Below are 15,166 nucleotides of genomic sequence, written 5' to 3'. Positions count from 1 at the left end.
GTCAAAATATTATACTCCTACCTAGATCAATTCTGGATAAAGAAATTATCAAATCCTGCCAAAATGTCGTCAAAGCTTTCACCGTTCCCTTTCAACACAATAATATTCGTATTTCCGTAGCTTTTTGGATAAACTTCCATAAATTTATAAACGGGCGTAACATCGGCTGAAAGAGTGTAAGATTTTGCCGGATAATTTTGCCAATCCAATTTTACCACTTTGTCATCGGCAATATTTGCGGCCGTGCCTTGCGCAATAGTAAACCAATTTTTTTGGTCCGGCGAATAAAATTTTATTGAATCCGCTCCGTGACTGATCAGCCAATTGGCCGGATAAGACAAACTGAATTTTACAAAACTATCTTCTTTATAAACAATTTTCTTCTGCGCCTGCGCTTCCTGCGCCTGCTTTAATGCCTCCTGCTTGGCTTTGGCTCGGGCCGCATCAAGTTCGTTGCTTGTATAACTTGGATTTTCATACATACCGCTATTTATGTTCTGACAGGTATAACCGCCCAAAATTGTCATCAACCCGGCCACACCAAAAATCAAAAGCAGTTTTGTGGCCATCGCAACCCTAAAACTCGGCGCCTTGACCGGCACTTTACGCTCCATGGACGCGATGCGTTCACGGGTTTTTAAAACCGTATCCGGATTTAAAGAAATACTATCAATCCCCTCTTGCACCAAAAATTCGGCAAACTCCGGATAATCACTCGGCGCCTGACCGCAAATTCCCACTTTTCGTTTATATAAATGCGCGGTTTGAATGACATCTCTGATCAATTTCTTCACGGCCGCATTTTTTTCATCATAGACATGGCTCACCAGGGCCGAGTCCCTGTCCACGCCCAAAGTCAGCTGGGTCAAATCATTGGAGCCGATGCTAAACCCGTCAAAAATTTCACAATATTCTTTGGCTAAAATTACATTGGATGGGATCTCGCACATCACATAGACCTTCAAACCATTTTTGCCGCGCTCCAACCCGAACTCTTTCATTGTTTTTAAAACCTGTTTGCCTTCCTTAACTGTCCGGCAGAAAGGCACCATCACAATCACATTTTTCATCCCCCACTCTTCACGAATTTTTTTAATGGCCTCGCATTCCAGTTTAAACCCGGGTTTATATTTTGGATCATAATACCGCGAAGCGCCACGCCAGCCAATCATCGGATTTTCTTCCTTCGGTTCATAATCAGTGCCACCGATTAAAGACGCATACTCATTGGTTTTAAAATCCGATAAACGCAAAATCACGTCATGCGGATAAAAAGCCGACGCGATAAACGCAAAACCCTCGGCCAATTTATCCACGCAAAATTTGGTTTTATCCGTATAACCAATTGTCAGTTCATCAACCTGCTTCTTAACATCCCCTTTTAATTTTTTATAATTGACCAAAGCCAGCGGATGAATCTTGACGAAATTTGTGAAAATAAACTCCTCGCGCGCCAAGCCCACGCCGTCATTAGGAATCGCCGAAAGCGCAAAGGCGCTATCCGGATCGCCGACATTCATCATTATTTTTGTGCGGGTTTTTTCTATTTTTTTAATTTCGGTTTTAAGAACTTCAAACGGCAGCAGTCCCTTATACACATAACCGACCTCGCCTTCAGCACAAGACACCGTGATTTCATCGCCGTTTTTTACAACCTGTCTGGCTTTGTTTACGCCCACAATACACGGCGTGCCCAGTTCGCGGCTGACAATCGCCGCATGCGAAGTTTTTCCGCCCTGTTCAGTAATAATCGCGCTGGCTATGCGCATTATCGGCTCCCAATCAGGATCGGTAATTTTGGTCACCAAAACCTCGCCGGGCTTGAATTGTTTCATCTGTTTGGGAGAATTTATCACCCGCGCTCTCCCCTGCCCGATTTTCTGACCGATGCTTAAGCCGGTCAGCAAAATTTTTCCTTTTGTTTTTAATTTATATTGTTCAATGACATTTATATTCGCCCGGGAGCGCACTGTTTCCGAACGCGCCTGCACGATAAATAATTTTCCGGTCTGGCCATCCTTGGCCCATTCAATGTCCATCGGATGATCATAATGCTCTTCAATAATCACACCCCACTTGGCCAACTGCAAAACCTCTTCGTCTTTTAAACAATATTTTTTCTGGTCTGCCATTTTCACTTTTTCCTGTTTAGTACCGCCATTTTTTTCGTAAATGAGTTTCACTTCTTTTGATCCCAGTCGGCGGCTCATGATTGCTTTATATCCGGCTTTCATTCCTTCTTTAAAAACATAATACTGATCCGGATTTACCCGGCCCTTGACCACATACTCACCCAAGCCGTAAGCCGCGTTTATGAGAACCACGCCTTTGAAACCCGATTCAGTGTCTAAAGTAAACATTACCCCGCTTTGACCGACGTCAGAACGGATCATTTCCTGCACGCCAACCGACAATGCCACCACCATGTGATCAAAACCCTTATCTTCACGGTATGAGATTGCCCGATCGGTAAAAAGCGAAGAAATACATTTCTTGGCCGCGATCATAAGCTCGGCTGCGCCGCGCACATTCAAATATGTTTCCTGCTGACCGGCGAAACTGGCATCAGGCAAGTCCTCGGCCGTGGCGCTGCTTCTAACCGCCACATCAACATTGGCCCGCTTGGCAAACTTGCATAAATCTTTATACGCTTTCTCTATTTCTTTTTTAATTTCTGTAGGAAACTGGGCCGCTAAAATCATGTTCCGCACCTTTGTTCCGGCCGCGGAGAGCGCCCGCATATTTCTTTTATCCAAATCTTTCAAAACATCTTTAATTTTTTTATCCAATTTGTTTTCACGAAGAAAAGCCCAGTACGCGTCGGCCGTCAGGGCAAAACCGTTTGGCACCGGCACGCCTTTGGAAGCAAGCCGAGAGTACATCTCTCCTAGAGATGCATTTTTCCCTCCCACAGAAGGTATGTCTTTTATAGTTAAATCTTTAAACCAGCGGATGAACTGCATATAAGTGCCTATAATTATATCACACCTCAACCATTTTTAAAAACTCCTTTTCATCTACAGTTTTTATCCCAAATTCTCTCGCTTTTTCAAATTTACTGCCCGGCTCATGACCCACCACCACATAATCCGTTTTTCTGCTCACACTTTCGGAAATTTGCCCGCCCAAGGCACGAATTTTTTCTTTGGCGTCTTCCCGGCTCATCGTGTCCAAACTGCCGGTAATAACAAAGGTTTTGCCGTTTAATTTTCCGGATTTCTTCGCTTCACGCAGAATTTTCACGCCGTTATTTAATAATTCTGCAACGGCCTTTATATTTTCTTTATTATTAAAATATTCATATATTGAACCGGACACCTGCGGACCAATGTCGGCAATTTTTTCCAAATCAGTCATTTCCGCTTTCATGATTTTTTCCAAACTGCCAAAATGTTCCGCCAGTTTCACGGCTGTCTCCTCACCCACATGACGGATGCCAAGAGCGTTTATAAACCTTGATAAAGTAACATTTTTGGCCGTGTTTATGGCGCTCACTAAATTTTCGGCCGATTTTTCGGCAAATCTCTCCAGCGGTTCCAGGTCCCCTTGGGTTAAAGAAAAAATGTCTGCCGGACTTTTGATCAATCCTTCATCAATTAATGTTTCCACAATTCTTTCACCCATGCCGTCTATATCAAACGCTGATTTGGAAACAAAATGGATCAAATTTTTTGTCTGCTGAGCATAACAATTTGAATTAGTGCAGAAAATTGCCACCGAGGCGCCCTGTTTTTTATCGGAAATTTCTTTCTTTTTCACCGGGCTGCCGCAAACCGGACACTTGGTCGGTTCTTTTATGGTTTTTTCACTGCCATTTCGCATTTTATCCAAAACTCGCATCACTTTGGGAATAATATCTCCGGCTTTTTCCACCACCACCGTATCGCCAACTTTTACACCCAACCGCTTGATCTCATCAAAATTATGCAAAGTGGCGTGCGTAACCGTTGTTCCGGCCAATTTCACCGGATCCATCACTGCCACCGGAGTTATCGCGCCGGTACGCCCAACTCCCCAAATCACTTCATTTATTTTGGTTGTCCCCTGCTCGGCCGGGAACTTATAGGCAATTGCCCAACGCGGCGCCTTGCCCGTAAAGCCAAGCAAATTTTGATATTTTTTTTGATTTACCTTTATCACCACGCCGTCAATCCAAAATTCCTGGGTGGTTTTTTTATCTTGCCAATCATTATGAAATTTAAAAATCTCACCGATATTTTTACAAACCCGCCAATGTGTGTCTGTTTTAAAACCCAACTCTTTTAATTTTTCCAACTCTTCTTTTTGCGTTGACGGCGCGTTATCGCTGGAAATATCATAGGCAGTCAACGACAATTTCCGATTCGCTACGATTTTGGGATCAAGCTGACGAATGGTGCCGGCGGCCGCGTTGCGCGGATTGGCAAAAAGCGGCTCATCATTTTTAGCCCGCTCACTATTGATTTTCTCCAGCATTTTTTTATCCAGCCACACTTCCCCTTCGGCTATAATATCTATTTTCTCTTTTAACTTTAACGGCACAGACCAAATTGTTTTAATATTTGTGGTTACATCCTCACCCACCTTGCCATCGCCGCGCGTGGCTGCGGTTTGCAGTTCGCCGTTTACATACGTCAAAACCATGTGCAGGCCGTCAATTTTCAGTTCGCAAACATAATCCAAATCCTTAGGCCGCGAACCCAACTCTTTTTCCAAAATTTTCATTATTCTTTCTTCCCAATCCAAAATATCATTTTCTTCAAAAGCGTCATTAAAAGACCACTGCGTCACCGTGTGAGTAACTTTTTCAAATTTTTCCGACGGCTTTCCGGCCACTCTTTGTGTAGGCGAATCCGGAGTTATAAGTTCCGGATGGTCCTGTTCGATTTTGCGAAGCTCATCCATCAAACTCTCATACATGGCATCTGTAATTTCAGGGTCGTTAAGAACATGATAGCGATACCGCAAATCATCAATCTGCTTGTGTAGTAATTCAACTCGTTTTTTTAGATCACTTGTCATAGATAGTAATAGGTAGTGAGATGTTTGTTTTTGAGCACTAGCGAAGCTTGGCGAAAAAATAAACATCTCACTACCTGATGCTATTTAAGCAAACTTAAATACCAATTAACAACTGTACTTCCCCAAAATATTGCCACAAAAGTGCCCAGTGCTAAATAAGTTCCAAAGGGTGTACTGCTGGAGAAACTTTTCTTCTTAAAAACAATCTGTCCCAAACTAATAACAGTTCCCACAATATACGCCGCGCCCAAAGCCACCAAAACATACGGCCAACCCAGCCAAATTCCCAATAAAACTCCCATCCGCACATCGCCCCCGCCGATCCAGGATCCTTTGGAAACAATATATTGCAAAAGAAAAAAACCGCCGGCAATTGCCACGCCAATTAACATTGACTGCAAACTGTAATGCAAATAAAAATAATTGAAAATAAATCCCATCACTGCCGCCAGATAAATCACGCCTGATAAAATTATTTCATAAAGCGCGTCATAAACAAAAATTGCAATCAAAAAAGAGACAAAAACTATATCTCTGGCAAAACGAAATTCGGTTACATCGTAATTGATATGATACCAGGCCACAAAAACAAAAATCAGAGCCGTACCCAGCTCAACCAAAGTAAAGTGCCAAGGGATTGGTTTTTTACAGGTGCGACAATGTCCAAATAAAAATAAATAGCTTAACACCGGAATGTTTTCATACCAGGCCAACTGCCGACGGCACGCCGGGCAAATGCTTCGCGAATTGCCTATTTTCATGTTTTCCCTGGTACGCCAAATCCATGAATTCAAAAAGCTGCCCAGGGCTAAACCAAGCAAAAAAATAAAAAGGTAAAAAAACCAGCCCGTAAACACTATATAGGACATATAGCCGCTATTAATATGGCGTTATTATACCATAAATCCTTTAATTAAAACAACTAAAAAACCTCCCCAAAAAGGGGAAGTTTTTTAATCTTTAACTACTTACTGGCTGATTCCCGACGGTGACAGGGTGATAGCGCCAGTTAAACCATTCATAGTGCCTTCTAAACTGGCTGACACTGTATACGTGCTGGTTGAACCGGAGTAGGTATAGTTGCCTGTCTGTGGATCGGTTGGTACTTGACCCATGTATGGATTTGTACAACCTGTGGTTGTGAAACCAGCAGCAGAGTTCAAACAAGCATGGTTGGAATCTCCCAACGCTACGCTTGATCCGGCCGGATACATATTATTATCAGTATAATAAAGCTCTAATGCAGTTTGCAGTTGTTTCAAATCCGACAGACGTTTGGCATCGCGAGCTTTAACTCTGGCGTTACCCAAAGCCACGACGGCTAAGGTGGAGAGTAAACCAATGATGGCGATAACCACCAACAATTCAATCAAAGTAAAACCTTTCTTATTCATATTCTCACCCCCTTTCCAATTGTAGATAACATACTTTAAATGCTTAATTACAATAGTATACCACTTTTTTAGATTATTGTCTTAATACTTTCCGGACTTTATCCACAACCTCCGACGGCTTGAAATGGGTCTTGATCAGGTAATCATTCGCGCCTTCCTTCAAACCGCGCTCAACATCATCTTTTTGGCCAAGATTGGTGAGTAAAATTATGGGTATATTTTTCATTGACGCATCTTTTTTAAGCGCTTCCAAAACCGCGAAGCCGTCAAGCTTGGGCAGAAGAATGTCTAAAAGAATAATATCCGGCTTTTTCTTTTTGGCATCGGAGAGGCCCAGCTCACCGTTACCGGCCACGCTCACTTTAAAGCCCTCCATCTCAAATTTCTTCTGATAGATTTCAGCCAAAAAATTATCATCCTCCACTATTAAAACGTGTGTTTGGTTGGCGGTTTCTTTTTTTGCCATATAATATTTTATACTAAGTTTTTTAGAGCCAGACCGATGGCCACTGACATTCTTGGCCCAATTTGGCTTAAAATCGGTTTAAGTCCCTCCTGATAAACAATTCTTGCCCAAGGATCGCCCAAATATGATTTAACCTTGAATTTATCGGAAATGTACTTGGAAAAATACGGAACAAATCCCATACCGCCGGTTAAAATAATTTTTTCCGGCCGTTTGCCTTCATTTCCGCTCTGTCTTAAAAAGATTTCCAAACTGACTTCAATTTCTTTAACAATCGGATCAATAACCGGCATAAAAATATCCAAAAACTTCTGTTCGGAAATTATTTTGTTGTTTGGCAGGGCCAGGTTCTCAAACAAATCATATTTAACTTGCTCAACCTGCTCATGGGGAACGCCCAATATGTTCTGTAAAATTTTATCCGCCTTGTTGCCGCCCGATTCAATGCTTTGGTGTGTTACCGGGGTGCCATTATCAATAATACAAAAATTGGTTCTCTCGGCGCCGATGTCAATAATCATGGAGACCCCCTGATCTTTACCAACCAAACATCTGGTTAAGGCCGTTGACTCCGGTTCAAGCGCATCTAGTGTTAAACCGGCTTTTTGAAATATTTTTGAATAAAATGCAATCAAATTGTGCGGCACGGCATTAACGAGTATTTTCTGGGCCCTGTCGCCCTCGACCGTCTGCACCACCTGATAATCCAGAGCCATTTCTTCAAGCGGCATAGGCAACAGCTTTTTTACCTCGGCTTTCACTAAATGGTCAAGTTCTTCTTTTTTAACAACCGGCAAAGTTACAATAGCGTGGAAAACCGAAGAAACCGGCAAGCTGACCACGGCCGTCTTTGACGTTGTTTTGGCGGTTTTGCACACCGTTCTGATTAAATTGGCGTATTTCTGCACCTGCTGGTCGCTCAATTTATTTTGATCTTCGCTTGCAATTGGCGCTGGAGACGCTTGGACAGTATCTTTTTTTAATAAATCTTTAACGGTGAGGTCGTTTTTTACAACTAACTTATGCACATCTTGCCGGTCAGAGGTAAGCCCGTAAGTAAATAAAACAGGCCGATTTTTCTCATGGCGCAACTCCACCAGTTTGACCCCACCCGCGCCGATGTCAATTCCCAGATAGGACTTTGGCTTAAAAAATGGCATAGATTAATTAATGTCAACTAAATTATACCAGAAAAACAAAAGCAAGGACAGTGCCTGTGTTGATAAGTGGGGATAAATGAGGTAAACTATATTCATATGTCTCTCAAACTTTTTAATACCCTCACCCGAAAAACAGAAGAATTTAAGCCGATCAAAAAGGGCAAAGTCGGAATGTATGCCTGCGGACCCACGGTCTATAACTACGCGCATATTGGCAATTTGCGGTCTTTTGTTTTTGAAGATATTTTAAAAAGGGTTTTGGAATATAACGGTTTGAAGGTTAAACACGTGATGAATATTACTGATGTCGGCCATCTGACCAGCGATGCTGATGAAGGCGAAGATAAAATGGAAAAAGGCGCCAAGCGTGAAGGCAAAACCGCCTGGGAGATCGCCAAATTTTATACCAACGCTTTTATTAATGATTTAAAGGACTTAAATATTTTACCGCCGGACGAAATGCCAAAAGCAACAGATCATATAAAGGAACAAATTAAACTGATCAAAAAACTGGAAAAAAAGAAATATACCTACAAAACCTCGGACGGCATCTATTTTGACACTTCAAAATTAAAGGACTACGGCAAACTGGCTAATTTGCAAAACCAGAAACTGCAAGCCGGCGCCAGAGTGGAAATGGGAGAAAAGAAACATCTCACCGACTTCGCGTTGTGGAAATTTTCTCCAGCCGGACAACAACGCCAAATGGAATGGCCAAGCCCGTGGGGTGTCGGTTTCCCCGGTTGGCACATAGAATGCTCGGCAATGTCGGAAAAATATTTGGGCCAGCCGTTTGATATTCACTGCGGCGGCATTGATCATGTTTCTGTTCACCACACCAATGAAATCGCCCAAAGCGAAGCGGCTAACGGCAAACCCCTGGCAAATTACTGGATGCATGGGGAGTTTTTGATCACCGGAAGTGAAAAAATGGCTAAATCTGGCGAAAACTTTATCACTATGGGGGTTTTGAAAGAAAAGGGATTCTCCCCTCTTGCTTATCGCTATTTCTTATTACAAACTCATTATCGGAAACAATTGAATTTTACTTGGGAGGCACTGGAAGGAGCGCAAAACGGTTTGGATCATTTATACCGATCACTGGCGCAGTTACCTGAAAAAGATGAAGATAAAACTTTGTCCCAACAATTTTTGGAAAAAATTAATAATGACCTGGATGTGCCGGCCGCGCTGGCCCTGGTCTGGCAGGCGGTGCGCGACCGAAGAATTTCCAAGGAACAGTTATTTAAATTTGACGAAATTTTTGGATTAAATTTAGCAGAATTCAAAGACACCCCAGCCGCTGAACTGTCCGATGAAGTAAAAAAACTTCTGCACGCCCGCGACGAGGCGCGTAAACAAAAAAACTGGGCCGAAAGCGACCAGATAAGAAAAAAACTGGAAGAAATGGGTTATAAAGTTGAAGATACAAAAGATGGAACTAAAGCCATCTCTTTCTCCTAAAAATCAAAATCAACAACAAAGCGCCAAGGGCGATGAGGCCAAAAATCATCCAAAAACCCCACTGATCATCAATAAACGGGGTACCTTTTGCTTTTACACCAAACAAAGTGGCCAGCAGAGTTAACGGGAAAGTGATTACCGAAATTATCGTCAAAGTTCTCATGGTTTCATTCATGCGCAAACCAACCAGCGACTCATTGGCTTCGTGCAGGGCATTGATACTTTCCTGCTGGCTGTCCAGCATGTGCCAGATTTCATTGGTAAACTCGCGCAACGAATTTATATACCCTTGACACGACACCAGATCCAATTCGCGGCCGCTGTACATTATCAGCCGCTCCAAAACCGTGCGGTGGCCTTGCATAGTGCGCCTAAAAGTAACAATGTTGGTTTTCAGGCGCAAAATCTCTTCAGCCATGGCCCGGTCAGGCATACGCGCGAATAATTTCTTATCCACCGAGTTGATATCATCATTGACGTGAAGTAAAATCGGAAAAATGGCATCTAAAAGACGGCTTAACAGTTCAAATAATAAATTCACGGCCGTGCCCTTGAAAAACTGACCGCGCGTAGCCAGATTTTTTTGGCAATCAGTAAAAAATTTATCAATTACCGGCAATTTGCTTTCATGCACGGTGATGAGATGGTTGGCGCTTAAAAAGAAGTCAACTTCGGTAAAACTAAGCCGTTTGCTGACGCGGTCAAAAACCGGAAAATGCAGAACCATAAAGTAATATTCCGGTTTTTTTACGATTTTCGGGCGCTGGAATGGCGGCAAACTTTCTAAAATATCCTGATCGTCAAATTTAAAACGCTTTTGCGCTATTCGTAAAACTTTTTCTTCCGGTTTAGTTATATTTACCCAAAGTAAACCATCGTGTTGAATTTCGTAGAGGTGTTTCATAATTTTTTAGAGAATTAGGTTGGTAAGCAATTTTTCGCCAAGCTATCGCTAGTGCTCAAAATTGCTTACCAACCTACTTTATAGAAACATTATACCACATTTTCCGAAACCTTTAAAATATGGTATACTATTCTCGTCTAAAATATACAAAAACTATGACAGATAACCAAGCCGAAGAGATGCCGTCCACAGAGATTACACCAGAAATTAAGCCAACCGAAAACCAAGCTGCTCCAACCGAAGAAGCACTAGAAACAGAAGGACAAAACGAACAGGAAACGTCGGCACCGGAACAAACACCAAGAGAGTCGGAAAAAACAATTGCCAAACCGGCAACGTTTCCTAAAATCCACAAGACCTTTGTCCCTTTGCTGCGCGATGAAATGGCTGTTAAGGTGGAAAAAATACTGGAAGAGGGTTTAAAGGACTCATTTTCACGCTTATCCCCGGTTGCCCAGCAGGAATTTAAGCTAAAAGGCGAACAGACAGCCGGTAAAATTAGAGAACTGCTTAAATCAGCTCATGTTCAGGCAAAAAAAATCTTTAGATTAATTTTAGAGTGGCTAAAAATGTTACCGGGTATTAATAGATTCTTTTTGGAACAGGAGGCAAAAATAAAAACGGACAGGATTATTGCCTTAAAAAATAAGATATAACAACTTATTGGTGGGTAAGGAAACTTTTTGAGCACTAGCGAAGCTTGGCGAAAAAAGATTCCTTACTCACCGATATCTAGTTACTATGTTTATAATAAATATAAATACTCAATTGCTATTACTACTCTCCCCTATCCTTCTAGTAATATTTTTTATTGCTCTGTTGTATATCTTAAAAGCGATGCTAACGGTACGTGGTCGTGAGGGCAAGGCCTTCCACAAAACCATACTGCTCATAAAAGTCCCGAAAGAAAAAAAGGGTGAAAAACCGGAGTCGGCCAATGTTGAAGAAAATATCAACCAAACCCGCGAAGAAATCGCCACCACTGAAGGCCTTTTTTCCGCCATCGCCGGTTTGCACCGGGAAAGCGGACTTTTGGCCTGGTTAAGAGGCAGAAATGACCATGTATCTTTTGAATTGGTCGTCAAGGACAGTAAAATTTCCTACTATGTGGCTGTGCCGGACAAAATAAAGGGGTTTGTGGAGCAACAAATCCATGCTCAATACCCGCACGCCGAAATCACCGAAGAACCGGACTATAATATTTTCAAACCACAAAGCCATATTGTCGGCGCGTACTTGTGGCTCAAACATCGTTCGGCCTTTCCTTTAAAGTCATATAAAAAAGCCGACAGTGATCCTTTGGCGGCCCTGCTCAATCCGCTTAGCAAAATAGCGGAGGAAGAAGGCGCCTTGGTTCAATATGTAGTTAGACCGGCCGGACCAAAGTGGCGCCGGCAGGGCGTGCACATGATCCGCGACATTAAAAAGGGAGAAAAATTTGAATACGTGATGCGCCGCGGCGCTTTGGCGCGCGCTTGGAGCGGCTGGAAAAAATTACTTTTTACAAAAAGCAAGGATCCGAGCAAGCAACATCAGGACGCGCCTTATCAGCTAACCCAAATGGAAGAAGAGATGGTAAAAAACATGGAAGAAAAACTTAGCAAAGGCGGATTGGAAATCACCATTCGTCTGGTCAGCTCGGCAGACAGCAAAGAAAAGGCCACTCTGAATTTGGAAAACATCATCAATTCCTTCAGCCAATATAATATTTACCGCTACGGAAATACTTTGGGCGCGGCTATTCCCAAAAAACCAAACACCCTGATCAGGGATTCAATTTACCGGTCAATGCGCGAAGACAGACACATGGTTATCAATACCGAAGAGATGGCCAGTTTTTGGCACATGCCTCTGCATAACACGGAAACGCCAAACATCAACTGGCTGGGGGCGCGTAAAGCGCCGCCACCGGTCAACATGCCCAAAGAAGGCATTGTTTTGGGCCGAGCGGTTTACCGAGGCGAAGAAACAATTGTTAAAATGAAAACAGCTGACCGGCGCCGGCACTTATACACCATCGGTAAATCCGGCGGCGGCAAATCGGTCTTCATTCAAAACATGGCCATTCAGGATGTACAAAACGGAGAAGGCATCTGTGTCATTGATCCGCATGGCGATTTTGTGGAATATGTTTTACAGCACGTGCCCAAAGAAAGAGCCGACGATGTCATATATTTCAATCCTTCTGACACGGAAAGGCCAATCGGCTTGAATATGTTGGAGGTAAAGTCCGAAGGGCAAAAGGATTTTGCCACCCAGGAAATGATTTCCATTTTCTATAAGTTGGTCACCGACCCTTCAATGATCGGCCCGATGTTTGAGCACAACATGCGAAACGTCATGCTCACCCTGATGTCTGACATGGAAAATCCGGGCACGATTGCCGAGATTCCGCGCATGTTTACCGACGACGAATTCGTTAAAGAATGGAAGAAAAAATTAACCGATCCGATGGTTTTGGCTTTCTGGGACAAAGAAATGGCCAAGACCTCTGATTTTCATAAATCAGAAATGCTTGGGTATCTCATTTCCAAAGTCGGCCGCTTCGTGGAAAACGCAATGATCAGAAACATCATCGGCCAATCGCATTCCGGTTTTAGTTTCAGCGAAATAATGAATCAGAAAAAAATACTGCTGGTAAATTTGGCCAAGGGCTTGGTCGGCGAGATAAACTCAAACCTTTTGGGTTTGATTATTGTTTCCAAACTGCAGATGGCCGCCCTTGAGCGCGCCTCGCTTCCCGAAGAAGAACGCAATGATTTTTATTTATACATTGATGAATTTCAAAACTTTATCACCGATTCAATCGCCACCATTTTATCCGAAGCCCGCAAATATCGTTTGGAGCTTATCATCGCCCACCAATACATGAAGCAACTTGAAGACAACAAAGGCAAAACGTCGGTGCGCGACGCGGTCTTGGGCAATGCCGGCACGATTGTCAGTTTCCGCATTGGCGTTGAAGACGCGGAAATATTGCAAAAAGAATTCGCACCGGTGTTTAATGCTTATGACTTGATCAATGTTGAACAATACACGGCTTACGTGAAACTGCTTATTGACAACACCGCCGCCAAGCCGTTTAATATGTTCACCTACCCGCCCAAGCCGGGCAACAAGGAATTGGCCGCGGCCATCAAAGAATTATCACGGCTGAAATACGGCCGACCGCGGGAAATCGTTGAAGCGGAAATAATGGAACGCGCCCAACTGTCGGCGATAGGAGCCGGAGACAGCGAAGTAACCGAAACCTCACTTTAATATGTCTACAATCTACAGAAAATACCGGCCGCAAAGTTTTTCTGATGTTACCGGTCAGGATCATATAATAAAGACCATCACCAATGAAATCGCCACGGGCAAAATCGCCCATGCTTATTTGTTTTCCGGACCGCGCGGCATCGGCAAAACCACTTTGGCCCGTCTGTTTGCCAAATCCATAAATTGCGAAAATAGAAAGGAAAAGGACTTTGAACCGTGCAAAGAATGCTCTTCCTGCGTGGAGATAACCGCCGGCCACAATATTGACGTCATTGAAATTGACGCGGCCAGCAATACCGGCGTGGACAACGTGCGCGAAAATATCATAGACAACGCGCAATTCAAACCGACCAAGTCCAAATACAAGGTCTTTATCATAGACGAAGTGCACATGCTCTCAACTAGTGCTTTTAACGCGCTGCTCAAGACCCTGGAAGAACCACCAGCCCACGTGATTTTTATTCTGGCCACTACCGAACCGCACAAACTACCGGCCACGATTATTTCCCGCTGTCAGCGTTTTAATTTCAAAAAAGTCGGTTACGACCAGATGCTGGAGCGGTTAGAACGCATTTCCAAAGAAGAAAAAGTCAAAATCGATAAAAAGGTTTTGGAACGCGTGATTAATAAAAGCGACGGCTGTATGCGCGACGCCGAAAGTTTGCTCGGGCAAATCTTGAGTTTAAATTTAAAAAATATTGGTCCTGAAGACGCCGAGATGATTCTGCCGACTTCCAACGTGCAAACCGTTATTCAATTTATTGAACACACCATTAGTCAAGAAACAGATAAAGCCATCACACTAGTGGATGAATTGGTGTCAGACGGCGTTAATCTGGAACAATTTTGTTATGACACCATTGAGGTTTTGCGCGTGATTATGATTATGCAAGCCAATCATCAGGAAAAAAATCTGGCCACCGATTACAGTGAAGCCAATTTAAAAATTATTAAAAAACTGGCAAGCAAAATTGAGTCCACGCGATTGATTCAAATGCTGGAATCTTTGATAATCAGACGGCGTGAAATTAAATCCTCGCCCATGCCCCAATTACCTTTGGAATTGTTCATAGTAAATTTTTCTGCGACCGAACCAAAAACGACCGAGACGACCGAACCAAAAACGGAAGAGTCGCCAATTCAAACGCCAACACCGGCAAAAAAACCCGCTCAACCAACCAATACAACCATTGATCAAATCAAAGATAAATGGAATGAAATAGTTGAAGAAATTTCCAAAGAAAATCACGCCCTGACTTTTATTTTAAAAATGTGCAACTTGGAATCAATTGACGACGCCGGACTGCACATATCAGTTCCCTACTCTTTTCATAAAGATAAGTTGGACGAACACAAAGCCAAAAAAATTATTGAGGGCTTTTTAGCCAACGCCTTTGGCGAAAAGATCCTGCTTTGTTGTGAAGTGGCTCCCGGTCAAACTGCAGAAGAGAACCAGGAATTAAATACTTTAGCCGCGGACTTCGGCGGTGAAGTTGTTGTCTGAACCGTTGACACT

General features: G+C 43.0%; 11 protein-coding genes. 4 read left to right on the top strand and 7 right to left on the bottom strand.

Translation table 11 applies throughout. From position 1 onward, the window contains the following. Positions 1-26: 26 nt before the first annotated feature. The 6 genes from ppsA to pilM form a co-directional block, all read right to left on the bottom strand. Positions 27-2,963, bottom strand: a complete 2,937-nt coding sequence (gene ppsA / locus WC526_02245; GenBank protein ID MFA5061940.1) for a phosphoenolpyruvate synthase — start codon at positions 2,961-2,963, stop codon at positions 27-29. 19 nt (positions 2,964-2,982) lie between these two features. Next, the gene (ligA, locus tag WC526_02240; GenBank protein MFA5061939.1) at positions 2,983-5,001 is read right to left on the bottom strand and encodes an NAD-dependent DNA ligase LigA; all 2,019 of its coding nucleotides are present in this window, start codon (positions 4,999-5,001) and stop codon (positions 2,983-2,985) included. Positions 5,002-5,081: 80 nt separating this feature from the next. Next, the gene (locus WC526_02235) at positions 5,082-5,870 is read right to left on the bottom strand and encodes a prepilin peptidase (GenBank protein ID MFA5061938.1); all 789 of its coding nucleotides are present in this window, start codon (positions 5,868-5,870) and stop codon (positions 5,082-5,084) included. 99 nt (positions 5,871-5,969) lie between these two features. Continuing rightward, positions 5,970-6,395, bottom strand: coding sequence for a prepilin-type N-terminal cleavage/methylation domain-containing protein (locus WC526_02230; GenBank protein MFA5061937.1), 426 nt, complete (start codon positions 6,393-6,395; stop codon positions 5,970-5,972). A gap of 73 nt (positions 6,396-6,468) precedes the next feature. After that, positions 6,469-6,861, bottom strand: a complete 393-nt coding sequence (locus WC526_02225; protein ID MFA5061936.1) for a response regulator — start codon at positions 6,859-6,861, stop codon at positions 6,469-6,471. Between the two features lie 8 nt (positions 6,862-6,869). Beyond that, a complete protein-coding gene (gene pilM, locus WC526_02220; GenBank protein MFA5061935.1) occupies positions 6,870-8,021 on the bottom strand; it encodes a pilus assembly protein PilM in 1,152 nt (383 codons plus the stop codon). A 96-nt stretch (positions 8,022-8,117) separates the two neighbouring features. On the opposite strand from pilM, the gene cysS reads away from it, so the two are divergent. Next, positions 8,118-9,485: a cysteine--tRNA ligase gene (gene cysS, locus WC526_02215; protein MFA5061934.1), complete on the top strand. Its 1,368-nt coding sequence runs from the start codon at positions 8,118-8,120 to the stop codon at positions 9,483-9,485. Here the strand turns inward: cysS and WC526_02210 are convergent. Beyond that, positions 9,463-10,389 (bottom strand): CorA family divalent cation transporter, encoded by a 927-nt coding sequence (locus WC526_02210; GenBank protein MFA5061933.1) that lies wholly within the window; start codon positions 10,387-10,389, stop codon positions 9,463-9,465. The genes cysS and WC526_02210 overlap by 23 nt on opposite strands. 155 nt (positions 10,390-10,544) lie before the next feature. Between WC526_02210 and WC526_02205 the strand changes: the two genes are divergently transcribed. The 3 genes from WC526_02205 to dnaX all read left to right on the top strand — a co-directional run bounded on the left by WC526_02205 (position 10,545) and on the right by dnaX (position 15,154). Continuing rightward, complete coding sequence (locus tag WC526_02205) at positions 10,545-11,045, top strand: hypothetical protein (protein MFA5061932.1); 501 nt, start codon at positions 10,545-10,547, stop codon at positions 11,043-11,045. Between the two features lie 181 nt (positions 11,046-11,226). Continuing rightward, the gene (locus WC526_02200) at positions 11,227-13,650 is read left to right on the top strand and encodes a type IV secretion system DNA-binding domain-containing protein (GenBank protein ID MFA5061931.1); all 2,424 of its coding nucleotides are present in this window, start codon (positions 11,227-11,229) and stop codon (positions 13,648-13,650) included. Position 13,651: 1 nt separating this feature from the next. Then, entirely contained in the window at positions 13,652-15,154 is a 1,503-nt protein-coding gene (dnaX, locus tag WC526_02195; protein ID MFA5061930.1) for a DNA polymerase III subunit gamma/tau, read from the top strand. Positions 15,155-15,166 lie beyond the last annotated feature (12 nt).

This window comes from Patescibacteria group bacterium (assembly GCA_041649475.1).
GTDB lineage: Bacteria > Patescibacteriota > Patescibacteriia > Magasanikbacterales > GWA2-37-8 > JBAZNA01.
Note: the sequence above shows the minus strand (reverse complement) of the source record. Positions and strands in the feature narration are given on the sequence as shown.

Bases quoted from the DNA above. Each gene is read 5' to 3' on its own strand.
- ppsA (MFA5061940.1), bottom strand. From the start codon at position 2,963: ATGCAGTTCATCCGCTGGTTTAAAGATTTAACTATAAAAGACATACCT.
- ligA (MFA5061939.1), bottom strand. From the start codon at position 5,001: ATGACAAGTGATCTAAAAAAACGAGTTGAATTACTACACAAGCAGATT.
- WC526_02235 (MFA5061938.1), bottom strand. From the start codon at position 5,870: ATGTCCTATATAGTGTTTACGGGCTGGTTTTTTTACCTTTTTATTTTT.
- WC526_02230 (MFA5061937.1), bottom strand. From the start codon at position 6,395: ATGAATAAGAAAGGTTTTACTTTGATTGAATTGTTGGTGGTTATCGCC.
- WC526_02225 (MFA5061936.1), bottom strand. From the start codon at position 6,861: ATGGCAAAAAAAGAAACCGCCAACCAAACACACGTTTTAATAGTGGAG.
- pilM (MFA5061935.1), bottom strand. From the start codon at position 8,021: ATGCCATTTTTTAAGCCAAAGTCCTATCTGGGAATTGACATCGGCGCG.
- cysS (MFA5061934.1), top strand. From the start codon at position 8,118: ATGTCTCTCAAACTTTTTAATACCCTCACCCGAAAAACAGAAGAATTT.
- WC526_02210 (MFA5061933.1), bottom strand. From the start codon at position 10,389: ATGAAACACCTCTACGAAATTCAACACGATGGTTTACTTTGGGTAAAT.
- WC526_02205 (MFA5061932.1), top strand. From the start codon at position 10,545: ATGACAGATAACCAAGCCGAAGAGATGCCGTCCACAGAGATTACACCA.
- WC526_02200 (MFA5061931.1), top strand. From the start codon at position 11,227: ATGCTAACGGTACGTGGTCGTGAGGGCAAGGCCTTCCACAAAACCATA.
- dnaX (MFA5061930.1), top strand. From the start codon at position 13,652: ATGTCTACAATCTACAGAAAATACCGGCCGCAAAGTTTTTCTGATGTT.